Raw genomic sequence first — 24976 nt, forward strand, 5'->3', positions numbered from 1 at the left:
ATGAAAAATGTGGTCCCCGGCGAGGAAAATCTTCGCCATGGGCCGCCCCCGCCGGCCGGCCCAACGCGGTATCTTGTATAAAAAAGCATCAACGAGGCGTGCAGTGGCTTCCTATACCTTGCGGCAATTGAAGTATTTCGTGACCACCGTGGAATGCGGCAGCGTGGCCGAGGCGTCGCGCAAGCTGTACATCGCGCAACCGTCCATTTCCACGGCGATCAAGGGGCTGGAAGAGAGCTTCGGCGTGCAGCTGTTCATCCGCCACCACGCCCAGGGCGTGTCGCTCACCCCCAGCGGCGCGCGCTTCTACCGCAAGGCGCAGGAACTGCTGCGCATGGCCCACGAATTCGAGCAGAACGCCCTCGCCGACAACGACGTGGTGGCCGGGCAGATCGACATCGGCTGCTTCGAGACCGTCGCCCCGCTCTACCTGCCGCGCCTGATCTCGGGCTTCCGCGAGCGCTACCCCGGCGTGGAAATCCGCATCAGCGACGGCGAGCAGCAGGAGCTGGTGCAGGGCCTCACCGCCGGCCGCTTCGACCTGGCGCTGCTGTATGAGCACGACCTCGACGCCACCATTTCCACCGACCCGCTGATGCCCGCCCAGCGCCCCTACGCGCTGCTGCCGGAGAACCACCGCTTCGCCAAGCAGGACAAGGTGTCCCTGCGCGACCTGGTGCTGGAACCGATGATCCTGCTGGACGTGCAGCCCAGCCGCACCTACTTCGTACGCATCTTCGAGGAGCTGGGGCTGAACCCGCACATCGCCTTCAGCTCGCCGTCGATCGAGATGGTGCGCGGCATGGTCGGCCAGGGCTTCGGCTTCTCCCTGCTGGTCACCCGCCCGCATTCCGAGTGCACCTACGACGGCAAGAAGGTGGTGACGGTGGACGTCGCCGAAGAGGTCAGCACCTCCGGCCTGGTCGCCGCCTGGCTCAAGCGCGCCCAGCTGACCAAGCCGGCGCAGCTGTTCGTCGACTATGCGCGGGAGGAGTTGAGCGGGAAGCACTGAGGCTGTTTGCTCTTGGTAGGAGCGAGGGGGACGCCCAGTTCTTGCTCGCGAACCACCCAACCTCCTGTGCGATGGCCTGCCCTCACCCTGACCCTCTCCCGGAGGGAGAGGGGACAATTGGGCAGGCTCTTAAAGCTCGGCGCTCGCCGGCTGACTCCATAAACGATCCAGCACTGCGGACGGCTCCCTCTCCCCCTGGGAGAGGGCTGGGGTGAGGGAAAAGCCCAAACACCGAGCCCTCCCGTCACTCCCCACACCCCCAACCAGACATCCGGGGTTACAATCCCGCCCCCAATTCGCAATGCCTTCCCGCCCCATGCTCATCTGGAAAGAGCGCGTGCAGCGCCTCATCACTCTCGTCCTCGGCCTGCTGCAGAAGTATCCGCGCGTCATCGCCCTGTTCGGTTTCTGCTCCGGCGTCTTCAGCTTCATCATGGTGGACCGCCACCGCGCCGGCTTCGCCCGCGCCATGGCCATCGTCATGCTGGTCAGCTGGATCTGGCTGATGCTGGAGAACCTGCTCACCAACCGCTTCAAACGCCGTTTCGGCTGGGAAGTCCCGCCGGGCCTGCTGCGCTACGCGACCCAGCTGATCCACCAGGAAAGCCTGTTCTTCTGCCTGCCGTTCTTCTTCGTCACCACCACCTGGAACAGCGGCCAGGCCCTGTTTACCGGCGTGCTGACGCTGGCCGGGCTGATGGCGATCACCGACCCGATCTACTACAAGTGGCTGTCGGTGCGGCGCTGGACCTTCCTCGGCTATCACACCCTGACGCTGTTCGCGGTGCTGCTCACCGCGCTGCCGATCATCCTCCACCTGAGCACCCCGCAGAGCTACCAGGCGGCACTCGGCATCGCCGTGCTGCTGTCCTTCCCGAGCCTCGCGGTCACGGTGAAGATCCACAAATGGTGGCGCTGGTTCGCCCTCGTCGGCCTGACCCTGTCCATCGGCGCGGTGGGCTGGTTCGCCCGCGCCTGGGTGCCGCCGTCGACCCTGTGGATGACCGAGATGGCGGTGACCGAGAGCTTCGACAACGCCCAGCGCACCCCCGGCGACAGCCTGGAGACGGTCAGCGTCGCGCAGATCAAGAGTCAGGGCCTCTACGCCTACACCGCGATCAACGCCCCGCGTGGCCTGAACGAGCGCATCTACCACGCCTGGCGGCTGAACGGCCAGGAAGTCGACCGCATTGCCCTCGACATCAAGGGCGGCCGCGAGGCCGGCTACCGCGCCTGGACGCACAAGCAGAACTTCCCCACCGACCCCAGCGGCAACTGGCAGGTGCAGGTGCTCACGGAAGCCGGGCAGGTGATCGGTACGCTCAGGTTCGAGGTCACGCCCTGACCACTCGGTATCCTTGACCCGACTCGGCGCTTTCCCCTACAAGACCCTCTCCCCAGAACAAAAAGCGCCGAGAGAGTCATGACCGATACCGCCCTGCACCCGTTCGACCGCGCCGTGGCCCTGCAACCCGTGGCCGGCCAGCCCAACCTCTACGAAGGCCACACCAGCCAGGACTACTGGAACATGGTCGGCCCCTTCGGCGGCGTCACCGCCGCGGTCCTGCTGCAGGGCGCGCTGCGCCACCCGCAGCTGCTCGGCAGCCCGGTGTCGCTGACGGTGAACTACGCCGCGGCGGTGGTGGCCGGCGCTTTCCAGGTCGAAGCCGTGCCGGTGCGCACCAACCGCAGCACCCAGCACTGGTTGCTGCAACTGACCCAGGCCGATGAGTCCGGCGAGCAGCAGGTCACCACCACCGCCACCCTGGTTACCGCGCTGCGTCGCGAGACCTGGAGCCTGACCGACCTGCCCACGCCGGACCTCGCCCCGCCCAGCGATTTCGAACCAATGAGTCCCGCCGCCAAGGGCGTGGCCTGGCCCAGGCAGTACGAGATGCGTCCGGTTTCCGGCGCCTTCCCGACCAAGTGGGATGGCACTGGCGAAACCAGCCGCAGCCAGCTCTGGCTGCGCGACGCCCAGGACCGCCCGCTGGACTTCCTGTCCCTGGCGGCGATGAGCGACATCTTCTACCCGCGCATCTGGCTGCGCCGCGCCACCCCGGTACCGGCCGGCACCGTGTCGATCACCACCTACTTCCACACCGACGCCGCGCAGATGGCCGAAGTCGGCGCGGGCTACCTGCTCGGCGACGCCCGCGCCCAGGAATTCCGCAACGGCTTCTTCGACCAGAGCGCCCAGCTGTGGAGCCAGTCCGGCGCACTGCTGGCGACCAGCAACCAGGTGGTTTACTACAAGGAATGACTTCGACCTGTAGGAGCGCGCCATGCGCGCGATCGCGGGCATGGCCCGCTCCTACAGGGGAGCACCCAATGAAAAGCCCGGCACATGGCCGGGCTTTTTGTTAGCGCTGAGAAGGCTCAGACCTTCTTCACGAACTCCGACTTCAGCTTCATCGCGCCGATGCCGTCGATCTTGCAGTCGATGTCGTGGTCGCCGTCCACCAGGCGGATGTTCTTCACCTTGGTGCCGACCTTTACCACCAGGGACGAGCCCTTGACCTTGAGGTCCTTGATCACGGTAACGGTGTCGCCGTCCTGCAGCAGGTTGCCGACCGAGTCCTTGATTACGCGGGCGTCGCCGTCGGCCTCGCCCGAGCCGTCAGCGGACCACTCGTGGGCGCACTCGGGGCAGACCAGCTGGGCGCCGTCTTCGTAGGTGTATTCGGAGTTGCATTTGGGGCAGGGCGGCAGCTGGCTCACGGCGGTTCTCACACTGGAAACGGTAAAAAGACCGCAGAGTATATAAGGTTTCTCCCGTTCCTGCCCGGCGCTCAAGTTGGCAAGAGGCCAGCACCGTTACAAAAGCGTAAGAATCCATCGCTATAAAAGGCGGCCACTTCGATAAGAAAAAGGACGCCCGTACCATGCTGCACAAGCCCTCCCCGCTCGCGCTGAGCATCGCCCTGGTGCTGGCGAGCCTGGCCGCCGAAACCGCCCACGCCGTGCCGGTATCGCCCATCATCAGCGACGCGCAGACCAGCAGCCGGCCCCTGGCCAACCAGGACACTCTGACCGTCACCAGCACCGGCAGCCTGGTTACCAACGGCAAGAGCATCGACCTCAAGGGCGCAGCCACCGGCAGCGGCGTGGTGATCGACAATAGCGGCCTGATGCAGTCCACCACCGGCCGAGTGTTCGACACTTCCGGCAGCGACAGCACCACACGTTTCTACCAGATCATCAACCGCGAAGGCGGGCGCATCCTCGGCTACGACGACGCCATCCGCATGAACAACCCGTTCAGCGCCGGCAACGTGCTGATCGACAACGCCGGCACCATCTATTCGGCCACCGGCCAGGCGCTGGACTTCGACAAGCTGCAGAGTGCCGCGACCGTCACCCTCATCAACCGCGCCAGCGGCGTCATCCACAGCGATGGCAACGACGCCATCCGCCCCGGCGGCAACGCGACGATCACCAACTATGGCGAGATCAGCAGCTCGGACATGATCACCGCCGACACCAAGAACGACGGCATCGACTTCCAGGGCGCCGCGGGCGGCTACGTGGAAAACCACGGCCTCATCAGCGGCGGCCGCCACGGCATCACCACCGATGTCGGCGCCACCCTGATCAACTACGCCGACGGCGTGATCATCGGCCGCAATGGCTCGGGCTTCGGCTCCGACGGCGATGGCACCGTGATCAACTACGGGCGCATCACAGGCTCCTACAACGGGCTGGTTCCGGATGGCGACGGCGACGGTGTGGATATCGACTACACCGGCCACATCGAGAACCACGGCATCATCGAAGGCACCGGCGCCGCCGGCTCGAAGGACGGCTCGCCGAACGGCAGCGAAGGCATAGCCATGGGCGGCGGCACCATCATCAACTACGCCGGCGCGATCATCCGCAGCGTCGACCGCGGCATCCTGGTCGACGACGGCAACGGTAATAGTGGCTTCAGCTCCACCTACCTGGAAAACCACGGCACCATCACTGGCGAGAAGCTCTCCGGCGTGACCCTGTCCGGCGACCTCGACGACACCGTGATCAACGATGGTCTGATCCACGGCGGCAATGGCGTGGCCCTGGAAATGGGTGGCGGCAACGACAGCCTGGTGCTGCTCTCCGGCAGCCGCTTCGAAGGCCTGGTGGACGGCGGCAGCGGTCGCGACACCGTGACCCTCGACGATGCTGCCGGCGGCAGCTTCGGCAACAGCGCCAACTTCGAATGGCTGGACGTGAAACAGGGCAGCTGGACGCTCTCCAGCACCGACGATTTCAGCGAAGGCGGCGAAGTCTTCAGCGGCGCCAGCCTGAGCAACACCGGCAGCCTCCTCGGCACCCTGCAGATCGACCAGAGCGCGACCTACTCGGGCAGCGGCAGCGTCGGCGGACTGAACGTCGCCGGCACCCTGGTCGCCTCGCCAGCAACCGGCGCCGCCCATGTGACCGGCAACCTGAGCCTGCAGAGCGGCTCGACCCTGTCCTTCGGCGTGGAGCCCAGCGGCGCCCACGCCACCGTGCAAGTAGACGGCAGCACCCGCATCGACGGCTCGCATCTCGCCGTGCAGGCCGGCAGCGGCAACTGGCCGTGGCAGAGCAGCGTGCAGGTAATCAACTCCACCGGCGGCGTCAGCGGCCAGTTCGCCGACGTGAAGAGCAACTTCGCCTTCCTCACCCCGACCCTGAGCTACAGCGCCAACAGCGTCGACCTGCAATTGACCCGCAACGATGTGCAGTTCGGCGACCTGGCCAGCAGCAGCAACGGCCGCAACGCCGCCTCCGCCCTGCAGAGCCAGAACGGCGGCGCGTTGTACAACTCGCTGATCACCAGCGACGCGAGCAACGCCACATCCGCCCTGGAACAACTGGCCGGCGCCAGCAACGCCAGCCTGGCCGCCGCGACCATCGCCGGCAGCCAGCAGGTCGGCAGCGCCATGCTCAACGCCGTGCGCCAGCTGGGCAGCAGCAGCCTGCTGGCGGCCACCGAGCGCAGCGACACACCGATGCTCGCCGCCACCGGCGTGCCCAGCGCAGCGCGCAACCTGAACGACCCGAACGCCGCCGGCCGCCTGTGGGTCCAGGGCATCGGCAGCCACGGCAAGCTCGACGAGCACGACGGTAGTGGCGACCTGCAACAGAACACCGGCGGCACCCTGCTCGGCGCCGACTGGGCGGTGACTCCGGACTGGCGCCTGGGCGTGCTCGGCGGCTACTCGCACACCGACCTGGACGGCAGCGGCGGGGTCTCCGGCGACATCGACAGCTGGCACCTGGGCGCCTATGCGCTGCACCAGAGCGGCCCGCTGGCGGTGCGCCTGGGCGCGGCCTACAGCAGCCACGACGGCGAGAGCAAACGCCGGGTCGAGTTCGACGGCTTCAGCGACCGGCCCAAGGGCGACTACGACGCCGACAGCTGGCAGGCCTTCGCCGAGACCGGCTACGCCATGGGCAGCGGCCGCCTGAGCGCCGAACCCTACGCGCGCCTGGACTACCAGCGCTACGAGCGCGATTCGTACGACGAGAAGGGCGGCGCCGCCGCGCTGCACGTCGACTCCCAGGACCAGGACAACCTGAGCAGCACCCTCGGCCTGCGCATCGCCCGCCTCGACACCCTGAGCAACGGCATGAGCTTCACCCCGCGCCTGGGCCTGGGCTGGCGCCATACCTTCGGCGACATCGACAGTGAAACCCGCCAGTCCTTCCTCGCCGGCGGCGACGCTTTCAGCGTCCAGGGCACCGCGCTGGACCGCAACAGCCTGCTGCTGGACGTCGGCTTCGATGTCGGCGTGTCGGCGCGCAATACCGTCGGCATCGGCTACAGCGGCCAGATGGGCAGCAACGCACAGAACCACGCGCTGATCGCGCAGTGGCAGATGGCGTTCTGATCGCGATCCACCGACGAAAGAGCCCGGCGGAAGCCGGGCTTTTTTATGGGCGCTGTTACGACGAGAGATTCGGAAATTTCGCAGCCTGTCTCGGAGCCCGACACATAGCCTCAGCGAGCGCCGACGGCAAAGCTTGCCGCCCCGGTCAGCCGACCGGCATCCGCCCAACCTCGATGAGTGAGCACTCCCATGAAAAAGCTTTGCATCCTGATCGCTGTCTGCGCCGTTCTCGCCGCCTGTGGCAAGCAAGAAGAACAAGCCTCGAAGACCGCCGTCCCCGCCGCCACCCAGCAGGAAGCCACGCCTGCGGTCCAGCCGGAAGCCAAGCCGGTAGAGCAGGCTGCCCCGGCCGAACAAGTTGCCGCTCCGGACCAGCCGGCAGCTGAAGCAGCCAAGCCGGCCGACGACAAGCAGCAGTAAGCGTCCGCCGCTCACCACAACAGCCAGCCGCCTCCGGGCGGCTGGCTGCTTTCAGGGCTGCAGCTGGCTGAGGTAGGCGGTCAGCGCAGGGATATCGTCGTCATTGAGCAACGCCGCCACCGCCAGCATCGGCGAGTCCGCGCGGCTCGGGTCCTTGTCGCGGTAACGTTGCAGGGCATGGGTCAGGTAGACCTGCGGCTGCCCGGCGATGCGCGGGAAGCCGTCGTGTCCCATGGCCTTATCGCCGTGGCAGGTGACGCAGACCGTGGCGAAGCGCCGGGCGCCCTGCTCCACCAGCGCCTTGTCCGGCGCGGCCTCCGAGCGGGGCAGGACCTTCTGCTGGCTGAAGTAGTAGGCGATGTTGACCCGCTCGTTGATGCTCAGCAGCTTGGCCGCCTGGTTCATCACGAAGTCGGTGCGCTGGCCGTCGACGTACTTCTCGAAGGCATCGAAGAGGTACTGCGGGTTCTGCCCGGCCAGGTTGGGGATGTAGTCGCGCTTGCTGTTGCCATCCTTGCCGTGGCACTTGCTGCACAGCAGGATGCGCTCCTGCGCGGCGGCATAGGCCTGCTCGCGCTTGGCCGGGTCCTGCTCCAGCGCGGCGAGCCGCTCCATCATCTCCGATGCCTGCGCACTGGCGCACAACAGCATCCACAACAGAACGACTCTTCCCATCGCCATACCCTGGTCAGTTTTCCCAGCGTCGACGCTAATGAGTTTCTGAAGGAAGTTTCCGACGCAGATCAAGCAAAGCGGCAAAACCAACGGACAAAAAAAGGGGGAGCATCGTGCTCCCCCGTGGGACTGAACCTTAAAGACCCGTCTGTCCTTGGTCAGCCTTCAATTTCAACCAGGATCTCACCGGGGTTGACCCGGTCGCCCTTGGCTACGTGGATGGCCTTCACGGTGCCGGCGATGCCCGCCTGCACTTCGGTCTCCATCTTCATTGCTTCGGTGATCAGCACGGCCTGGCCGGCCTTCACGCTGTCGCCTTCCTTGACCAGCACATCGACGATGTTGCCCGGCATGGTGGTGGTGACATGGCCCGGCTCGCTGGCCTGCTTGCGCTTGTTGCCGCCGCCGCCGATGAACTCGTTGAGCGGCTCGAACACCACTTCTTCGGGCATGCCATCCACCGACAGGTAGAAGTGGCGCTTGCCGTCGGTCTTCACGCCGACGCCGGTGATGTCCACGCGGTAGCTTTCGCCGTGCACGTCGACCACGAACTCGGTCGGTACGCCTTCACCGCCAGCAGCGGCGACGCCCTTGCCGTTGGGGATCGGCAGCAGCTCTTCGGGTTTCAGGGTGCCGGCGGCACGCTCTTCGAGGAACTTGCGGCCGATGTCCGGGAACATGGCGAAGGTCAGCACGTCCTCTTCGGACTTGGCCAGGCTGCCGATCTCTTCGCGCAGCTTGTTCAGCTCCGGCTTGAGCAGGTCGGCCGGGCGCACGTCGATCACTTCCTCGTTGCCGATAGCCTGGCGACGCAGGGTTTCGTCGATCTTGCCCGGCGCCTTGCCGTAGCGGCCCTGCAGGTACAGCTTCACCTCGTTGGTGATGGTCTTGTAGCGCTCGCCGGCCAGCACGTTGAAGAACGCCTGGGTGCCAACGATCTGCGAGGTCGGGGTGACCAGGGGCGGGAAGCCGAGGTCAGCGCGCACCTTCGGGATCTCCGCAAGCACCTCGGCCATGCGGTTCAGCGCGCCCTGTTCCTTGAGCTGGTTGGCCAGGTTGGAAATCATCCCGCCCGGTACCTGGTTGACCTGCACGCGGGTATCCACGCCGGTGAACTCGCTCTCGAACTGGTGGTACTTCTTGCGCACGGCGTGGAAGTACATGCCGATTTCCTGGATCAGTTCCAGGTCCAGGCCGGTGTCGAACGGCGTGTCGCGCAGGGCGGCAACCATGGACTCGGTGCCCGGATGGCTGGTGCCCCAGGCCATGCTGGAGATAGCGGTGTCGATGCGGTCGGCGCCGTTCTCCACAGCTTTCAGCTGGCACATGCTGGCGACGCCGGCGGTGTCATGGGAGTGCACGACCACGTCCAGCGGCAGCGCGTCCTTCAGCGCCTTGACCAGCTCGCCGGTGGCGTAGGGGGTCAGCAGGCCGGCCATGTCCTTGATGGCGATGGAATCCACGCCCATGTCGGCCATGGCTTTGCCCTGGGCAACGAAGGCATCGATGGTATGCACCGGGCTGGTGGTGTAGGCGATGGTGCCCTGGGCGTGCTTGCCGGCGGCCTTCACGGCCTCGATGGAAACACGCAGGTTACGCACGTCGTTCATCGCGTCGAAGATGCGGAACACGTCGATGCCGTTGACCGCCGCCTTGGCGACGAAGGCACGCACCACATCATCGCTGTAGTGGCGGTAGCCCAGCAGGTTCTGTCCGCGCAGGAGCATCTGCAGGCGGGTGTTGGGCAGCGCGGCCTTGAGCTTGCGCAGGCGCTCCCACGGGTCTTCCTTGAGGAAGCGCACGCAGGCGTCGAAGGTGGCGCCGCCCCAGACTTCCAACGACCAGTAGCCGACCTGATCGAGCTTGTCGCAGATCGGCAGCATGTCTTCGGTGCGCATCCGGGTCGCCAGCAGCGACTGGTGAGCGTCGCGCAGGATGGTATCGGTGACGGTGACTTTCTTGGAAACGGTCATGTACGAATTCCTCACAGGCCAGCGTGGGCGGCAATGGCGGTAGCGATGGCGATGGCCAGGTGCGACGGGGTGCGCTTGATGGAGTACTGGGTCAGTTCCGGGTGGCTTTCGACGAAGCTGGTGTTGAACTGGCCGTTACGGAATTCCGGGTTCTTGAGGATTTCCTGGTAGTAGGCCGCGGTGGTCTTCACGCCCTGCACACGCATGTCGTCCAGCGCACGCAGGCCACGGTCCAGCGCCTCTTCCCAGGTCAGCGCCCAGACCACCAGCTTCAGGCACATCGAGTCGTAGTACGGCGGGATGGTGTAGCCGGTATAGATCGCCGTGTCGGTGCGCACGCCGGGGCCGCCGGGCGCGTAGTAGCGGGTGATCTTGCCGAAGGACGGCAGGAAGTTGTTCTTCGGGTCTTCGGCGTTGATCCGGAACTGCAGCGCGAAGCCGCGGTGGATGATGTCTTCCTGCTTGACCGAGAGCGGCAGGCCGGAAGCCACGCGGATCTGCTCGCGGACGATGTCGATGCCGGTGATTTCCTCGGTGATGGTGTGTTCCACCTGCACGCGGGTGTTCATCTCCATGAAGTACACCTCGCCATCGGCGAGCAGGAACTCCACGGTGCCGGCGTTCTCGTAGCCCACCGCCTTGGCCGCGCGCACCGACAGGTCACCGATGTAGGCGCGCTGCTCGGGGGTGAGCTGCGGGCTGGGGGCAATCTCGATCAGTTTCTGGTTGCGGCGCTGGATCGAGCAGTCGCGCTCGAACAGGTGCACGGTGTTGCCGAAGGAGTCGGCGAGAATCTGCGCCTCGATGTGCTTCGGGTTGACGATGCACTTCTCGAGGAAGACTTCCGCGCTGCCAAAGGCCTTGGTGGCTTCGGAGATCACGCGGGGGAAGTTCTGCTCCAGCTCTTCGCGGCTGTTGCAGCGGCGGATGCCGCGGCCGCCGCCGCCGGAGGTGGCCTTGAGCATCACCGGGTAGCCGATGCGCTCGGCTTCGGAGAGGGCTTCGGCCAGGTCGGCGACGTTGCCTTCGGTGCCGGGGGTGCAGGGCACGCCGGCGGCGATCATGCTGCGGCGCGCTTCGGTCTTGTCGCCCATGCGGCGGATGACTTCCGCCGACGGGCCGATGAACTTGATCCCGCGCTCGGCGCAGATATCGGCCAGTTCGGCGTTCTCGGAGAGGAAGCCGTAGCCCGGGTGCAGGGCGTCGCAACCGGTCTCCACCGCCAGGTTCACCAGGGCACGCGGGTTGAGGTAACCGGCCAGCGGATCAGCGCCCAGGCTGTGGGCTTCGTCGGCGCGCTTGACGTGCAGGGCGTGACGGTCGGCATCGGAATAGACGGCCACCGAACGGATGCCCATCTCGGCGCAGGCGCGCACGATCCGGACAGCGATCTCCCCACGGTTGGCGATCAGGATTTTCTTGATCACTGCGGCTTTCCCTCGGCCCGGGCCTTTTGGGCCCCGGCGTAAAAACCCATCGGCAGCTCCGGACACGGCAGCTGGATTCTCTTGTGGACACTTCTTGTAGGTATGGCTCGGCCGGAGCGGGTTCCGGCGTGTTTTTACCCTAGCGCGGGAGGGAGGATTAACCAAAATCAATAATTATTGGGGTAGCCATAAAGAATGCTTTATAGTTGAGCGGAAATGTCGCGATCAGGCCGTGTTCTATGCGTAAGTCATTGATGCGTATGACCCTTCGCCAGCTGCAGGTTTTTCGTGCGGTGTGCGAAAGCCGTTCCTACAGCCGCGCGGCGGAGGAAATGGCCCTGACCCAGCCGGCGGTCAGTCTGCAGATCCGCCAGCTGGAAGAACTGGTCGGCCAGCCGCTGTTCGAGTACATCGGCAAGAAGCTCTACCAGACCGATGCCGCCGACGCCCTGCTGCGCGCCACCACCGACATCTTCCAGCGCCTGGAAGTGCTGGACATGAACCTCTCCGACCTCAAGGGCTCGCTGCAGGGCCAGCTGCGCCTGGCGGTGGAATCCAGCGCCAAGTACATCACCCCGCACCTGTTCGCCGCCTTCCACGCGCAGCACCCGGACGTCAGCCTGAACCTCACGGTGGTCAACCGCGCCCAGGTGATCAAGCGCCTGTCGGACAACCGCGACGACCTGGTGATCATGTCCCTGGTGCCGCAGGACATGGCGCTGGAATTCCTGCCCTTCCTGAACAACCCCATTGTGGCCGTGGCGCCGCCGGACCATCCGCTGTGCAACGCCGCGAAGCTGTCGCTGAAGGACCTGGAACCCTACCCGCTGCTGATCCGCGAGCCCGGCTCGGGCACGCGCAAGGCCTGCGAGGAACATTTCCAGCAGAAGCGCGCGCACTTCCCGCAGACGCTGGAGTTCGCCTCGCTGGAAGGTTCACGCGAAGGGGTGCTGGCGGGTCTGGGACTGGCGCTGCTGCCGCGCCACGCGGTGAGCCGCGAACTGCAATCCGGGCTGCTGCACGAGCTGCCGGTGGAAGAGCTGCCGCTCTACCGCAGCTGGTGTCTGGTGCACGCCCGCGGCAAGCGCCTGAGCCCGGTAGCCCAGGCGTTCGTCGCCTTCATCCGTGAAGAGCGGGCGCTGATCAGCCAGCTGGCCGAACGCTTCGCCGGCCCGCCTTCGCCGAAGTGAGGTAGGCGGCAGCGATCAGGTCGGGGTAATCGGAGGTTTCCAGGGCGAGGCGCTGGGCCTCCATACGGTCCTCGATGGCGCGACGGAACTGCATGCGGCGCTGGTCTTCGAGCTTGCGGCGGGTCTTGCTATCCACTTGGAGCTGGGTGTCGTCGATATGGCGGGGCATCTCGCATCTCCCAAGGCCTAAGGGCTGGAGACGCCAGCATGCTGACGACGGATGACCGTTTGACGACGCGGGGGTGAAGCGCCGGTGACGCCGACGGGCGGTCGGCGACACCGTCAGGGATGGATCAGGACGCCTCTTCCGGGCGCTCCTCGTGGTTCTTCACCACCTTCGGCGACAGGCGCAGGCTGCGCAGACTGCGCTTCACGCTCTTGAGGTGATTCACCAGGTCCGGGCCACGGGCCATGGCCACGCCCATCGCCAGCACGTCGATCACCACCAGGTGGGCGATACGCGAGGTCAGCGGGGTGTAGATATCGGTGTCTTCGTGCACGTCCACCGCCAGGTTCACCGTGGCCAGGTCCGCCAGCGGGGTCTGGCTGGGGCACAGGGTGATCAGCGTGGCGCCGGCTTCACGCACCAGGTTGGCGGTCACCAGCAGGTCCTTGGAGCGGCCGGACTGGGAGATGCAGATCGCCACGTCCGAGGGCTTCAGGGTCACCGCCGACATGGCCTGCATGTGCGGATCGGAGTAAGCCGCCGCCGACAGCAGCAGGCGGAAGAACTTGTGCTGGGCGTCTGCCGCCACCGCGCCGGAGGCGCCGAAGCCGTAGAACTCGACGCGCTGGGCATGGGCGATGGCCGCGATGGCTCGCTCCAGGGCGTGGGTGTCGAGGTTCTCGCGCACTTCCATCAGCGAGTGCAGGGTGGTGTCGAAGATCTTCAGGCTGAAGTCCGCCACCGAGTCGCTCTCGTTGATCGAGAACTGGCCGAAACTGGCGCCGGCGGCCAGGCTCTGCGCCAGCTTCAGTTTGAGGTCCTGGAAGCCGCTGCAGCCGATGGCGCGACAGAAGCGCACGATGGTCGGCTCGCTGACGCCGACGCTATGGGCGAGGTCCGCCATGGAGCTGTGCATGACCGATGCAGGGTCCTGCATCACGTGATCGGCAACCTTGAGCTCCGACTTGCGGAGCAGATGACGCGACTGGGCAATGTGCTGCAAAAGGTTCACAGGGATAGGCTCGGTGATAGTTGTCTGAAATTTATGTAGTCTTGTTGTAGTTATACTACAAAACTAACCGCCACGCCCAGGGAATAAGTCTTGAATACGCCCGCCAGCCTTAGTCTTCCCAGCTCCTGCGACATTCTGGTGTTCGGCGGTAGCGGTGACCTGGCGCTGCACAAGCTGCTGCCGGCGCTCTACCACCTGCACCGGGAGAATCGTCTGCCGGCCGACACGCGGATCTTCGCCCTCGCCCGCAGCCAGCGCGACAACGCCGCCTACCTCGCCCTGGCAGAACGCAACTGCCGCGCCCAGGTGGCGCGCAGCGACTTTTCCGCCGAGGCCTGGCGCAGTTTCGCCCAGCGCCTGGAATACGTGGCGATGGACGCCTCCCAGAGCGCCGACTTCGGTCGCGTGGCCAAGGCCCTCAAACGCACGGACGGCCGGGTGCTGGTGCACTATCTGGCCACCGCACCGAGCCTGTTCGCGCCGATTGCGCAGAACCTGAAGATCGCCGGTCTCGCCGGGCCGCTGGCGCGCATCGTGCTGGAGAAGCCACTGGGGCATTCGCTGGAATCGGCGGTGGCGATCAACCAGGCCATCGGCGAAGTGTTCGACGAATCGCGGGTGTTCCGCATCGATCACTACCTGGGCAAGGAAACCGTGCAGAACCTGATGGCCCTGCGCTTCGCCAACACCCTGTTCGAGCCGGTATGGCGCAACGGGCACATCGACCACGTGCAGATCACCGTCAGCGAAACCCTGGGCGTGGAGAACCGCGGCAGCTACTACGACCATGCCGGGGCCATGCGTGACATGGTGCAGAACCACCTGCTGCAACTGCTCTGCCTGGTGACCATGGAGGCGCCGGTGCGCTTCGACGCCGAAGCGGTGCGCAACGAGAAGGTGAAGATTATCCAGGCGCTCCGGCCGATTTCCGGGCAGGACGTGCAGGACAAGACCGTGCGCGGCCAGTACACCGCCGGGCACATCGGCGGGCAGGAAGTACCGGCCTACTGGTTCGAGAAAAATGTCGACAACGACAGCGATACGGAGACCTTCGTCGCCGTTCAGGCCGAGATCGACAACTGGCGCTGGTCCGGCGTGCCGTTCTACCTGCGCACCGGCAAGCGCATGGCGAAGAAATGCTCGGAGATCGTCATCCAGTTCAAGCCGGTGCCCAACAGCCTGATCGGCAGCGGCGCCGGCGCGGCCAACCGCCTGTGGATAAGACTGCAGCCGGAGGAGCGCATCAGCGTGCAGCTGATGGCCAAGACCCCCGGCAAGGGCATGCAGCTGGAGCCGGTGGAGCTGGACCTCAACCTCGCCCAGGCCTTCAGCACCAACAAGCGCCGCTGGGACGCCTACGAACGCCTGCTGCTGGACGTGATCGAGGGCGACTCGACGCTGTTCATGCGCCGCGACGAGGTGGAAGCGGCCTGGAGCTGGGTCGACCCGATCATCAAGGGCTGGCACGAGCACTACCTGAGCCCGCGCCCCTACCCGGCCGGCAGCAACGGCCCGGAACAGGCACAGACGCTGCTGGAGCTGCAGGGGCGGCGCTGGCTGGAGTGATGCGCCGCGCCGATCTCACCGGATGAACACGACGTAGGATGGGTGGAACGCAGCGATACCCATGCTGCCGGCGCGAGGTATTGATGGGTATCGCTGCGCACCACACCATCCTACGAAGAGCATGGCGGCGCGGATAGCGCATCCGTTGACCTCGCTCAGCACGCGCAACCCGCGGATTTCCTAGAGTGGCGGCCTTTTTCCCACTACCCGCTGCGCCGCCATGTCCCCCACGCCGTTTTCCCCCGAACTGCTCTGCCCCGCCGGCTCGCTGAAGAGCCTGCGCCACGCCTTCGCCTATGGCGCCGATGCCGTCTACGCCGGCCAGCCGCGCTACAGCCTGCGGGTGCGCAACAACGAGTTCGACCACGCCAACCTCGCCACCGGCATCAACGAAGCCCACGCCCAGGGCAAGCGCCTGTACGTGGTGGTCAACATCGCCCCGCACAACGCCAAGCTAAAGACCTTCCTGCAGGACGTGGAGTCGGTGATCGCCCTCGGGCCGAATGCGCTGATCATGTCCGATCCCGGCCTGATCATGCTGGTTCGCCAGCATTTCCCCGAGGTTGATATCCATCTCTCGGTGCAGGCCAACGCGGTGAACTGGGCCAGCGTGGAGTTCTGGCGCCAGCAGGGGCTCAAGCGGGTGATCCTGTCCCGCGAGCTGTCGCTGGAGGAAATCGGCGAGATCCGCGAGCGCGTGCCGGGCATGGAACTGGAAGTCTTCGTCCACGGCGCGCTGTGCATGGCTTATTCCGGGCGTTGCCTGCTGTCGGGCTACATCAACCGCCGCGACCCCAACCAGGGTACCTGCACCAACGCCTGCCGCTGGGAATACCAGACCCACGCCGCCCATGAGGACGAGCTGGGCCACGCGGTGCGCAACGTCCAACCGACCCTGGGCATCGGCGCGCCGACGAAGGAAATCGTCCTGCTCGAAGAAGCCAACCGCCCGGGCGAGCTGATGGAGGCCTACGAGGACGAGCACGGCACCTACATCATGAACTCCAAGGACCTGCGCGCCATCCAGCACGTGCAACGTTTGACGCAGATGGGCGTGCATTCGCTGAAGATCGAGGGTCGGACCAAGTCCCACTACTACGTCGCACGCACTGCCCAGGCCTACCGCAAGGCCATCGACGATGCCGTCGCCGGGCGCGCCTTCGACCTCGGCCTGATGGACACCCTGGAGTCCCTCGCCCACCGCGGCTACACGGAGGGCTTCCTGCGCCGCCACGTGCACGACGAGTACCAGAACTACCAGCACGGCCACTCCTTCTCCGAGCGCCAGCAGTTCGTCGGCGAGTTCACCGGCGAGCGCCGAAATGGGCTGGCCGAGGTGCGGGTGAAGAACCGCTTCGAGGTGGGCGACAGCGTCGAGCTGATGACCCCGGCGGGCAACCGTACCTTCCGCCTGCACGCGCTGGAGAACAACCGCGGCGACTCCATCGGCGTCGCGCCCGGCGACGGCCATGTGGTCCATATCCCGGTGCCCGAGGAGCTGGACCTGCAATACGCCCTGCTGATGCGAAACCTGAACAGCGGCACCACCCGCGATGCGCGGGAGTCGGCGGCGGCCAGTGGTTGCGGGAGCGATTGCGGCAAGTGCGGGTGTGGCGGGAGCTGACTGACCGCCGGAGTTTCCCTGTAGGAGCGGGCCATGCCCGCAATCACGGATAACGCCCGAGGCGTTATGCGCCCTACGTTGCTACCGGAACAACCGTCGAAGCGCCCGTAGGATGGCGTGGAGCGCAGCGATACCCATCAATCCCGTGTACCGGCAGCATGGGGATCGCTGCGCTCCACCCATCCTACAGAGAGCAGATCCCAACGGGCTCAAGGGTTTTGCAGGAACACCACATACCCCCGGAACCACCGGCTCTTCGCCAGGTAATCCGGCGCCTGCCACTGCCCGTACTGCGCCAGCCCGATGCGGAAAGGCAGCTGCAGCCGCGCCACGCGCGGCAGGTAGGCCTGGTAGTTAGGGATGGTCTGGCGCCCCTGGTAGGTCTGCACCACCACTTCGTCCACCACGCCGGCCAGGCGGTTGATGGTTTCCGGCGCGGCGTTGCTGCCCCAGTCCATCAGCCCGGTGATGCTCAGCTTGCAGCCCGCGGGCAGGCGCGTGCGCAGGTCCTGGAGGAAGTCGACGTACTCGTTCAGGTAGCGCGTGCGCGCATCGAAGTCGATCTGCACGCCCACGACCGGATTGCCGGCGGCACGCCAGCGGCGCAGTTGCGAGAGCAGGGTGCGGTAGATGTCCTCGTTCCAGCGCAGGGTGTGGGCGCGGTAGACCACCCACACCTCGCCCTGCTTCAGGCGCGGGATGGCAATGCCCTGGGCGATCAGCCGGGCGCGACCATCGCTATGGCGCGGCGCGCTGACCTGCCCCTGCAGGACGTAGAGAGTGCGTGCCTGGGCCAGCACGGGCTGGGGCGCGACGCCGCTCCAGAGCCAAAAGGCATCGTGGTCCGCAGCGTCCACGCCGGCCGCCGGGGCGTTGCCCGCGAGCAACGCCAGCGCCAGGGCCAGCACGCGCCGCACGGGGCTTACCAGTAGTACTTCAGGGACTTCGCCCAGGGCGTGGCGGAGTACTGGCCCTTGAGGGTACGGAACCACTGCTTGCGCTGCGACGGGGCGATGTCCTGACTGCCGCAGCCGTTGTAGCCGCTGGGCGCGAAGCAGTTGATGGCGCGGAACAGCGCGTAGGCGCGGTCTTCTTCCACGGCCTGCTTGTCGGCGATGACCTTGAGGTAGCCGTCCATGCGCGAGTAGGGCGTGCCGGGGAACAGCGACTCACCGCCACCCAGCTCGCGCTCGCTGGGCTGGGTATCCAGCGGGAAGCCGTCCAGGCCGTTGCGCAGGATGAACTCGCCGAGGCAGTTCAGCGCCTTGGGCGGCTGCGGGTTCTGCAGCAGGTCGCGGGCAACGTCGACGATGGCCGGGCATTCGTAGCCGCTGTCGTTCTTGCCGCCCGGCCACTGGAACAGCGACAGCGGCATGCTGCCGTAGAGGTAGCCGATGCTGGCGCCCAGCGGCTTGCCGCTGCCGTCGGTGGGCAACAGCGCGAGGTCGTCGATATAGGCCTGGTACTGGCCGTGCAGCAGGTCCTTGTAGAGCAGCGCGAACAGCGCGGTGTCGCGCTCCTCCACCGAGATGCTGGTGGATTTGGCCTGCTGGCGCAGCAGGTCGGGGCCGGCGACGTGGCGCAGGAGAATCTCGCGGATGATCGGCGTATGCACCGGCGAGCCTTCGGCGAAGACCTTCACCAGGCGGTCGCTGCGCTCGTAGTTGAAAGCCAGCGCCAGCTCCAGCTGCTCGCGCTGCAGCGGTTGCTCGGCGAGCGGCAGCAGGCGCAGCCAGAGCTTCTCGGCGGCGATCCAGTCGTTGCCGGCTTCCAGGGCGAAACCACGCAGGGTCTGCTGGCTGAAGGCAAGGTAATCGAGCTTCGCCGGCAGTTCCGCCGGCAGGGATTTCAGCGCCTCGGCAGGCTTTTCCTCGACGTACAGCAGGAAGGCCGCCGTCAGGTAGTCGTGCAGGCCGGGGTACTTGGCGAACAGGTCCTTCTGCGCGGCCAGGCCGGCGGCGTCGAGGGCGCGGGGTTCGCTGGGTTCGTGGTGGCGCATCTGCATCAGGTCGAGCACCGCCAGCAGGCGCGCGTCGCGCACGTCGGCCGGGTGGGCGGTGACCAGCAGCTTGTTGTCGACTTCCTGCACCAGCTGGGCGAGATCGTCGGCATCTTCGCGAGCGAACAGTTCGGCGTACTCGCCGGCCAGCCGGCTTTCATCGCTCATCAGCCAGTAGACGCGACGCGTCAGGCCCTTGGCCGAAGCGCTGTACCGGCCCTGTGGATAAGCCTTGAGGTAATCGCCCAGCGTGGTTTCGGCCTGGGCGAGGATCTTCTTGTCGACCTTGCGCAGGTCCGGGTAGCCCATCTCGTCGAAGGCGTTCTGCTGCGCCTGGTTGAGCAGGGCGCGGGCGACCATGTAGCGCGAGGTTTCCTTCAGCCAGGGCTGGTCGCTGTCCTGCAGGGCGCGGAAGGATTTCAGCGCGTCGCCGAAGCGCCCGCTGTAGAAGTCCGCGGCGCCCTTGAGGTAGCTGCGATAGGCCTTGGCCGGTGCGCTCTGCAGGTCACCCGGCAGCAGCACGCTGAGCTGGGTTTCGTCCCACTGGCAGGCGCCCAGCAGGGTCAGGCGCGCGCGGGCGAGGCCCTGGCGTTCGCCGGCGGAAAGGCTGTCGACCAGCAGCAGCTGGCTGAGGAAGTCCTGGGCGGTGCCCGCGTTGTTGCTGCGGCAGCGGCTGCCTTCACCGCTGGCGAAGCTGTCGGCGGAGGACTGCACGGCATCCGCCGGCAGGCCGATGCGCGCGGCGAGGTCGGCCAGCGGCGCGGTGCTGGCAGCGCTGGAGCTGTCGGTCGAATCCCCTGGCGCGGCGCCTTCCAGCCAGCGCGCCAGCGGGAACGGCACCTGGCCGTAGCCCAGCTGCTGCTCGTCGTCGGTCAGCGCGTGGTTGGGAATGCTGGCCTGGCCGGCGTCGGCCAGCAGCAGTTGCAGGTTGACCCGGCTGTCGTTGCCCGGACTCAGGAATGGCAGGCTGTTGCACACGTCCAGCGAGTCGCGCTTGAGGTTCCAGCTCGGGTAGCAGGAGTCGTCGCTGCTCGCGCGCGCTTCCTGCACGCCAAGGCAGCCGGTGATCAGGGCCAGCAGGGTCAGTCCGTACAGACGCATGAATGATCCTTGTCCGTTGCAGCCCGCACGCCGGGCCGGAATTCAGAGCAGGGAGAATCTTACCTCGCCGCGCCCACTCTTGCCCGCCCGCATGGGTACAAGACTGTAAACGCGATCTACCGCACAGCAGAGCCTGCGACACGTTGTCCAGCTGATTCCTTCTTTGTTCCGGCTCAAAGAAGGAATCTGCCGACCGGGTATTTCTGTAGCCAACGACAGTTCGTCGATTACGGAGAGTTACCCATGTTTGATCAGGAAGAGATTTCGCTTTCCCGCCGCACCCTGCTGGCCGGCGCCGTGGTGCTGGGCGTTACCGGCAGCATGCTCGGCAGCGGCAAGGCCATGGCCGACGGGGAGGCAGCGCCGAAGAACATGGGTCCGGCCCTGGACCTCTCGAAGCTGGAGCACGTCCAGGTCGAGCTGGTCGCCCCGCCGTTCGTCCATGCCCACGAGCAACGCGCCAAGGGCAAGCCCAAGGTCGTGCAGTTCCGCATGGTGATCGAGGAGAAGAAGCTGGTCATCGACGACGATGGCACCGAGATCCACGCCATGACCTTCAACGGCTCGGTGCCCGGGCCAATGATGGTGGTGCACCAGGACGACTACCTGGAGCTCACCCTGGTCAACCCGGCGACCAACACCCTGACCCACAACATCGACTTCCATGCCTCCACCGGCGCCCTGGGCGGCGGCGCGCTGACCATCATCCAGCCCGGCGAGGAAGTGAAGCTGCGCTTCAAGGCCACCCGCCCCGGCGTGTTCGTCTACCACTGCGCGCCGGGTGGCGCGATGATCCCGTGGCACGTGGTCTCGGGCATGAACGGCGCGATCATGGTGCTGCCGCGCGACGGTCTGAAGGACCGCGAAGGCAAGTCCCTGAAGTACGACAAGGTGGTCTACATCGGCGAGCAGGACTATTACGTCCCGCGCGACAAGGACGGCAAGTTCAAGCGCTACGGCACGCCGATGGAAAGCTACAACGACATGCAGGAAGTCATGAAGGGGCTGATCCCCAGCCACATCGTGTTCAACGGCAAGGTCGGCGCCCTCACCGGCAAGAACGCGCTCAAGGCCAACGTCGGCGAGACCGTGCTGATCGTCCACTCCCAGGCCAACCGCGATACTCGCCCGCACCTCATCGGCGGCCATGGCGACCATGTCTGGGCCACCGGCAAGTTCCACAACCCGCCGGAGGAAGACCTGGAAACCTGGTTCATCCCGGGCGGTGCGGCCGGCGCTGCGCTGTATACCTTCCTGCAGCCGGGCCTGTACACCTATCTCAACCACAACCTCATCGAGGCTGTGCTGCTGGGAGCCGCGGCGCACATCCAGGTCGAAGGCCAATGGAACAACGACCTGATGAGCCAGATCCAGCCGCCGACTGCGATCAAGTAAGCCCCGAGGCCGGCCCAACCGGGCCGGCCCTTTCCCAGTAAACGATACGGGCGACCGGGCCAACCATGCGCAAGACCCTCCTGATCGGCGTACCCGTTGCACTGCTGCTGGGCGGGGCCTTCCTCCTGCTGCGGCCGCAGTACGCACCGGAACTCGCGCCGCAAACCGTGAGACTCGAACCCCGCGACTTCGACTTCCGCCCGGCGGGCGACTACTGGCTGGAGAAGCAGGCAGTGGATGCGCCGTCGCAGCGTGAGCACCTCGCCCCGCGCTTCGAAGTCATGAAATTCCAGGTCAGCCAGGGCGAATACGCCCGTTGCGTGGCCGAGGGCGATTGCCTGGCACTGGACAACAGTGCTCCCCGCGACGACCTGCCGCTGACCGGCGCCAGCCTGCTGGACGCGCAGCTCTACGCCGACTGGCTGTCCAAACGCACCGGCCAGCAATGGCGGCTGCCGACCGACCGCGAGTGGGCCTTCTTCGCCGGCACCCGTTGGGCCGACGACGCCCTGCGTATCGAAGATGACGACGGCAGCAACCCTGCCCGGCGCTGGCTGGCGCGCTACCGTCTGGAAGCGGAAACCCGCACCAGCGCCTCGGCGCTGCCCCAGGCGCGCGGCAACCACGGGCTGAACGAGTACGGCGTGGCCGACCTCGGCGGCAACGTCTGGGAATGGACCCAGAGCTGCCACCAGCGGGTCAACCTCGACGCCCAGGGCGCCCAGACCCATCGCGCCGAGTACTGCTCGATCCGCATCGCCGAAGGGCGTCACCGCGCGGCGATCAACGATTTCGTCCGCGATGCCCGCGGCGGCGGCTGCAGCGCCGGCCAGCCACCGGACAACCTCGGCTTCCGCCTGGTCAGAGACATCCCTTGATTCCCCTCAAGTTTCGCCGCAGCGCTTAACCGTTATGCTGCGGCGAACCGACGGGAATCATTGCCGTGACCGCTGATATCTCGCTGAACCGCGCCTGGCTGGGCAGCTTGCCGCCATTTGCCAACAGCAGCCGCGAGGAACAGGACGACATCCTCCGCCAGGCCAGCATCCTGCGCCTGAACAGCGGCGTGGCCGTGTTCGAGCAAGGCTCGCCGGCGACCAGCTTCTACCTGCTGGTGCACGGCCGGCTCAAAGCCACCCAGCTCACCGGCGACGGCCAGCGCGTGCTGGTGCGCGTGGTCAATCCCGGCGATCTGTTCGGCTTCGTCCGCGCCCTCGGCCGGCGCGACTACCCCGCGACCGCCACGGCCAGCCAGGACAGCCTGGTCCTCGCCTGGCCCACCAGCCAGTGGGAACCCCTGCTCGCCCGCCACCCCGGCTTCGCCCTGAACACCGTGCAGGCCATCGGCGAGCGCCTGCAGGAAGCCCACGTGCGCTTCTGCGAGCTGGCCACGGAAGAGGTCGAACGACGCGTCGCCCACACCGTGCTGCGCCTGGTGCAGCAGTCCGGTCGACCAGAGGCCGACGGTATCCGCATCGATTTCCCGGTCACCCGCCAGGACATCGCCGAGATGACCGGCACCACCCTGCACACCGTCTCGCGCATCCTCAGCGCCTGGGAAGACCGCGGCTTGGTGGTCGGCGGCCGGCAGAAGCTGCTGGTGTGCAACCCGCAGCAATTGATGCGGGTCGCCGGCGGCGACGAGCGGGAAGTGGTGAACGAGGGCGCTTGACTGCAATCAAGGAGACCGGCGCGCCGCTTTCCCTAGACTCACCACCACCGCCACGACGACTGCGGCCGCCGTGCCCCACTCCACCCGAGGCCCGCCATGACCGACAACCTCACCGAGCGCACCCTGAGCGACCTGGCCTTCAGCCTGCCGGGCAGCTCCGCGCTGTTCCACGACTACAAGCTCGACTTCTGCTGCGCCGGCCAGCGCAGCCTGGGCGAAGCCGCCAGCGAACAGGGCCTCGACGCCCAGCGCATCGCCGCCGAACTGCAGTCGCTGCCACCGGCCAACGACCAGACCGACTGGCGCCTGACCAGCAACGACCAGCTGATCGACCACATCCTCGAGCGCTACCACAAGGTCCACCGCGAGCAATTGCCGGCGCTGATCCCGCTGGCCGAGCGCGTCGAGAAGACCCACGCCGCGCATCCACAATGCCCCGCCGGGCTGACCGCGCACCTGAAGAAGATGCAGGAAGAGCTGGAATGGCACATGTGCAAGGAGGAGAGCGTGCTGTTCCCCTGGCTGCGCCAGGGCATCCCGCTGACCCACGTGCAGGGCCCGATCGGCGTGATGCGCCATGAGCACGACGAGCACTCGCAGTCTCTCGCCGCGCTGGCCGACCTGACCGACGACCTCACCGTGCCGGCGGACGGCTGCAACAGCTGGCGCCGCCTCTACAGCGGCCTGGAAGAACTGCGCCGCGACCTGATGCAGCACATCCACCTGGAGAACAACCTGCTGTTCCTGGGCGCCAACCACCCGGCCTGAGTGCCGGACCGGGAGCCAGGAGGGCGACCAGTGACAGCTTGTCTCACCACGCTGCCCAGCGGCATCGCGCATACTGGCGGGATTGTCCCCGCCCAGGAGCGCTCCGCCATGCTCGCGCATCGCGTCCACCACCAGATTCTGTGCGGCCACCATCTGTTCAACGTACTCAACGAAGAACAGCTGGAGCAGCTGCTCTCCACCAGCACGCTGCTCAACCTGGAGAAAGGCGACAAGCTGTTCCTCCAGGGCGAGCCGGCCCACTCGTTCTACTTCGTGATTTCCGGTGCGGTGAAGATCTACCGCCTGACGCCGGAGGGGCAGGAAAAGGTGCTCGAGGTCGTCGGCAGCCGGCAGACCTTCGCCGAAGCCATGATGCTGATGGACACCTCCGACTACGTGGCCTCGGCCCAGGCGCTGGAGCCCACGCAGGTCTACCGCTTCGCCAACCGCACCTACATGGAGTTGCTGCACAGCAACCCGCAGCTGCCCTTCTCCCTGCTCGCCACCCTCTGCGTGCGCCTGCACCGGCGGATCAACGAGATCGAGACGCTGTCGCTGAAGAACTCCACCCACCGCGTGGTGCGCTACCTGATCACCCAGCTCAACCGCCATGGCAACCAGGACAGCCGCTTCGAACTGCCGATGGCCAAGCAACTGGTGGCCGGGCACCTCTCGATCCAGCCGGAAACCTTCTCCCGCGTGCTGCGGCGACTGATCGACGAGCACATCATCGACCTCAACGGTCGCACCGTGCAGGTACTCGACGTGGCGCGGCTGGAACAGTTCGAGTAAGCCATGCGCCAGTGCCTGTACTGCCAGCACGAGAGCCCCGAGGACGCTGCGGATTGCCCGCAGTGTGGGATGCCCCTGCCGGTGGACCAGGAACGGGCGAAGCAGCGCCGGCTGCGGCGCTTCGCCTGGTATTGCGCCCTCCTCGCGGTGTTCTGCGGGGTGATGATGGTCTGGTTGCCGCGCTGAACTCCCCCATCTGACGCCGTGATTTCAATCCTGTAGGGCGCATAACGCCCACGGCGTTATCCGCCATGGCGGATGAAGCGTCTCGCTTCATTCGCCCTACGTCCCCAATCTGACCCCGTGGTTTCACCCTGCAGGAGCGG

General features: G+C 66.3%; 22 protein-coding genes. 14 read left to right on the top strand and 8 right to left on the bottom strand.

Annotated features, from left to right (window positions below):
• The first annotated feature begins 103 nt into the window (after positions 1 to 103).
• The 3 genes from ABKS89_RS29910 (at position 104) to ABKS89_RS29920 (ending at position 3275) form a co-directional block, all read left to right on the top strand.
• Positions 104 to 1012, top strand: coding sequence for a LysR substrate-binding domain-containing protein (locus tag ABKS89_RS29910; RefSeq protein WP_081519107.1), 909 nt, complete (start codon positions 104 to 106; stop codon positions 1010 to 1012).
• Positions 1013 to 1328: 316 nt separating this feature from the next.
• Positions 1329 to 2357 carry a DUF5924 family protein gene (locus ABKS89_RS29915; protein ID WP_518300977.1) on the top strand — a complete coding sequence of 343 codons (1029 nt, stop codon included), beginning with the start codon at positions 1329 to 1331 and terminating at the stop codon, positions 2355 to 2357.
• A 78-nt stretch (positions 2358 to 2435) separates the two neighbouring features.
• Entirely contained in the window at positions 2436 to 3275 is an 840-nt protein-coding gene (locus ABKS89_RS29920) for an acyl-CoA thioesterase (protein WP_348588873.1), read from the top strand.
• Between the two features lie 116 nt (positions 3276 to 3391).
• Here the strand turns inward: ABKS89_RS29920 and ABKS89_RS29925 are convergent, their stop codons facing one another.
• A complete protein-coding gene (locus ABKS89_RS29925; protein WP_138213617.1) occupies positions 3392 to 3733 on the bottom strand; it encodes a zinc ribbon domain-containing protein YjdM in 342 nt (113 codons plus the stop codon).
• Positions 3734 to 3897: 164 nt separating this feature from the next.
• Here ABKS89_RS29925 and ABKS89_RS29930 point away from each other — a divergent pair, with 164 nt between their 5' ends.
• Complete coding sequence (locus tag ABKS89_RS29930; protein WP_348588872.1) at positions 3898 to 6870, top strand: autotransporter family protein; 2973 nt, start codon at positions 3898 to 3900, stop codon at positions 6868 to 6870.
• Between the two features lie 189 nt (positions 6871 to 7059).
• Positions 7060 to 7290 carry a hypothetical protein gene (locus ABKS89_RS29935; RefSeq protein WP_348588871.1) on the top strand — a complete coding sequence of 77 codons (231 nt, stop codon included), beginning with the start codon at positions 7060 to 7062 and terminating at the stop codon, positions 7288 to 7290.
• Between the two features lie 51 nt (positions 7291 to 7341).
• Here the strand turns inward: ABKS89_RS29935 and ABKS89_RS29940 are convergent, their stop codons facing one another.
• The 3 genes from ABKS89_RS29940 to ABKS89_RS29950 all read right to left on the bottom strand — a co-directional run bounded on the left by ABKS89_RS29940 (position 7342) and on the right by ABKS89_RS29950 (position 11365).
• On the bottom strand, positions 7342 to 7965 hold the full coding sequence (locus ABKS89_RS29940; protein WP_348588870.1) for a c-type cytochrome: 624 nt from the start codon (positions 7963 to 7965) through the stop codon (positions 7342 to 7344).
• 158 nt (positions 7966 to 8123) lie between these two features.
• Positions 8124 to 9938, bottom strand: coding sequence for a sodium-extruding oxaloacetate decarboxylase subunit alpha (gene oadA, locus ABKS89_RS29945; protein WP_138213614.1), 1815 nt, complete (start codon positions 9936 to 9938; stop codon positions 8124 to 8126).
• A gap of 11 nt (positions 9939 to 9949) precedes the next feature.
• A complete protein-coding gene (locus ABKS89_RS29950) occupies positions 9950 to 11365 on the bottom strand; it encodes an acetyl-CoA carboxylase biotin carboxylase subunit (protein WP_024766119.1) in 1416 nt (471 codons plus the stop codon).
• 254 nt (positions 11366 to 11619) lie between these two features.
• Between ABKS89_RS29950 and ABKS89_RS29955 the strand changes: the two genes are divergently transcribed.
• Positions 11620 to 12555: a LysR family transcriptional regulator gene (locus ABKS89_RS29955; RefSeq protein WP_138213613.1), complete on the top strand. Its 936-nt coding sequence runs from the start codon at positions 11620 to 11622 to the stop codon at positions 12553 to 12555.
• On the opposite strand, the gene ABKS89_RS29960 is transcribed toward ABKS89_RS29955, so the two are convergent.
• Entirely contained in the window at positions 12509 to 12724 is a 216-nt protein-coding gene (locus tag ABKS89_RS29960) for a PA3496 family putative envelope integrity protein (protein WP_081519099.1), read from the bottom strand. The genes ABKS89_RS29955 and ABKS89_RS29960 overlap by 47 nt on opposite strands.
• Positions 12725 to 12848: 124 nt before the next feature.
• The gene (gene hexR / locus ABKS89_RS29965) at positions 12849 to 13733 is read right to left on the bottom strand and encodes a transcriptional regulator HexR (RefSeq protein WP_138213612.1); all 885 of its coding nucleotides are present in this window, start codon (positions 13731 to 13733) and stop codon (positions 12849 to 12851) included.
• Positions 13734 to 13823: 90 nt separating this feature from the next.
• On the opposite strand from hexR, the gene zwf reads away from it, so the two are divergent.
• Together zwf and trhP are read left to right on the top strand one after the other, a co-directional pair.
• On the top strand, positions 13824 to 15299 hold the full coding sequence (zwf, locus tag ABKS89_RS29970; protein WP_348588868.1) for a glucose-6-phosphate dehydrogenase: 1476 nt from the start codon (positions 13824 to 13826) through the stop codon (positions 15297 to 15299).
• A 220-nt stretch (positions 15300 to 15519) separates the two neighbouring features.
• Entirely contained in the window at positions 15520 to 16923 is a 1404-nt protein-coding gene (gene trhP, locus ABKS89_RS29975; protein WP_348588866.1) for a prephenate-dependent tRNA uridine(34) hydroxylase TrhP, read from the top strand.
• Between the two features lie 209 nt (positions 16924 to 17132).
• Here the strand turns inward: trhP and ABKS89_RS29980 are convergent, their stop codons facing one another.
• Positions 17133 to 17840, bottom strand: coding sequence for a DUF3142 domain-containing protein (locus tag ABKS89_RS29980; protein WP_348588864.1), 708 nt, complete (start codon positions 17838 to 17840; stop codon positions 17133 to 17135).
• A 5-nt stretch (positions 17841 to 17845) separates the two neighbouring features.
• Positions 17846 to 20023: a PA5441 family protein gene (locus ABKS89_RS29985; protein WP_348588862.1), complete on the bottom strand. Its 2178-nt coding sequence runs from the start codon at positions 20021 to 20023 to the stop codon at positions 17846 to 17848.
• 243 nt (positions 20024 to 20266) lie between these two features.
• Between ABKS89_RS29985 and nirK the strand changes: the two genes are divergently transcribed.
• The 6 genes from nirK to ABKS89_RS30015 all read left to right on the top strand — a co-directional run bounded on the left by nirK (position 20267) and on the right by ABKS89_RS30015 (position 24836).
• Positions 20267 to 21418, top strand: coding sequence for a copper-containing nitrite reductase (gene nirK, locus ABKS89_RS29990; protein WP_081519094.1), 1152 nt, complete (start codon positions 20267 to 20269; stop codon positions 21416 to 21418).
• 65 nt (positions 21419 to 21483) lie between these two features.
• On the top strand, positions 21484 to 22296 hold the full coding sequence (locus ABKS89_RS29995; RefSeq protein WP_348588861.1) for an SUMF1/EgtB/PvdO family nonheme iron enzyme: 813 nt from the start codon (positions 21484 to 21486) through the stop codon (positions 22294 to 22296).
• A gap of 65 nt (positions 22297 to 22361) precedes the next feature.
• Positions 22362 to 23090, top strand: a complete 729-nt coding sequence (locus ABKS89_RS30000) for a Crp/Fnr family transcriptional regulator (protein WP_348588859.1) — start codon at positions 22362 to 22364, stop codon at positions 23088 to 23090.
• Between the two features lie 96 nt (positions 23091 to 23186).
• On the top strand, positions 23187 to 23858 hold the full coding sequence (ytfE, locus tag ABKS89_RS30005; RefSeq protein ID WP_081519092.1) for an iron-sulfur cluster repair protein YtfE: 672 nt from the start codon (positions 23187 to 23189) through the stop codon (positions 23856 to 23858).
• A 108-nt stretch (positions 23859 to 23966) separates the two neighbouring features.
• Entirely contained in the window at positions 23967 to 24650 is a 684-nt protein-coding gene (locus ABKS89_RS30010; RefSeq protein ID WP_348588858.1) for a Crp/Fnr family transcriptional regulator, read from the top strand.
• Positions 24651 to 24653: 3 nt separating this feature from the next.
• Positions 24654 to 24836 (top strand): protein DnrP, encoded by a 183-nt coding sequence (locus tag ABKS89_RS30015; protein ID WP_348588857.1) that lies wholly within the window; start codon positions 24654 to 24656, stop codon positions 24834 to 24836.
• The last annotated feature ends 140 nt before the right edge of the window (positions 24837 to 24976 follow it).

This window comes from Pseudomonas sp. LABIM340, from assembly GCF_040017195.2.
GTDB lineage: Bacteria > Pseudomonadota > Gammaproteobacteria > Pseudomonadales > Pseudomonadaceae > Pseudomonas.

What these genes read in the sequence shown, in the direction of transcription:
- ABKS89_RS29915 (WP_518300977.1), top strand. Translation starts at nt 1,329, where the DNA reads ATGCTCATCTGGAAAGAGCGCGTGCAGCGCCTCATCACTCTCGTCCTC.
- ABKS89_RS29920 (WP_348588873.1), top strand. Translation starts at nt 2,436, where the DNA reads ATGACCGATACCGCCCTGCACCCGTTCGACCGCGCCGTGGCCCTGCAA.
- ABKS89_RS29930 (WP_348588872.1), top strand. Translation starts at nt 3,898, where the DNA reads ATGCTGCACAAGCCCTCCCCGCTCGCGCTGAGCATCGCCCTGGTGCTG.
- ABKS89_RS29935 (WP_348588871.1), top strand. Translation starts at nt 7,060, where the DNA reads ATGAAAAAGCTTTGCATCCTGATCGCTGTCTGCGCCGTTCTCGCCGCC.
- ABKS89_RS29940 (WP_348588870.1), bottom strand. Translation starts at nt 7,965, where the DNA reads ATGGGAAGAGTCGTTCTGTTGTGGATGCTGTTGTGCGCCAGTGCGCAG.
- oadA (WP_138213614.1), bottom strand. Translation starts at nt 9,938, where the DNA reads ATGACCGTTTCCAAGAAAGTCACCGTCACCGATACCATCCTGCGCGAC.
- ABKS89_RS29955 (WP_138213613.1), top strand. Translation starts at nt 11,620, where the DNA reads ATGCGTATGACCCTTCGCCAGCTGCAGGTTTTTCGTGCGGTGTGCGAA.
- ABKS89_RS29960 (WP_081519099.1), bottom strand. Translation starts at nt 12,724, where the DNA reads ATGCCCCGCCATATCGACGACACCCAGCTCCAAGTGGATAGCAAGACC.
- trhP (WP_348588866.1), top strand. Translation starts at nt 15,520, where the DNA reads ATGTCCCCCACGCCGTTTTCCCCCGAACTGCTCTGCCCCGCCGGCTCG.
- ABKS89_RS29985 (WP_348588862.1), bottom strand. Translation starts at nt 20,023, where the DNA reads ATGCGTCTGTACGGACTGACCCTGCTGGCCCTGATCACCGGCTGCCTT.
- nirK (WP_081519094.1), top strand. Translation starts at nt 20,267, where the DNA reads ATGTTTGATCAGGAAGAGATTTCGCTTTCCCGCCGCACCCTGCTGGCC.
- ABKS89_RS29995 (WP_348588861.1), top strand. Translation starts at nt 21,484, where the DNA reads ATGCGCAAGACCCTCCTGATCGGCGTACCCGTTGCACTGCTGCTGGGC.
- ytfE (WP_081519092.1), top strand. Translation starts at nt 23,187, where the DNA reads ATGACCGACAACCTCACCGAGCGCACCCTGAGCGACCTGGCCTTCAGC.
- ABKS89_RS30010 (WP_348588858.1), top strand. Translation starts at nt 23,967, where the DNA reads ATGCTCGCGCATCGCGTCCACCACCAGATTCTGTGCGGCCACCATCTG.
- ABKS89_RS30015 (WP_348588857.1), top strand. Translation starts at nt 24,654, where the DNA reads ATGCGCCAGTGCCTGTACTGCCAGCACGAGAGCCCCGAGGACGCTGCG.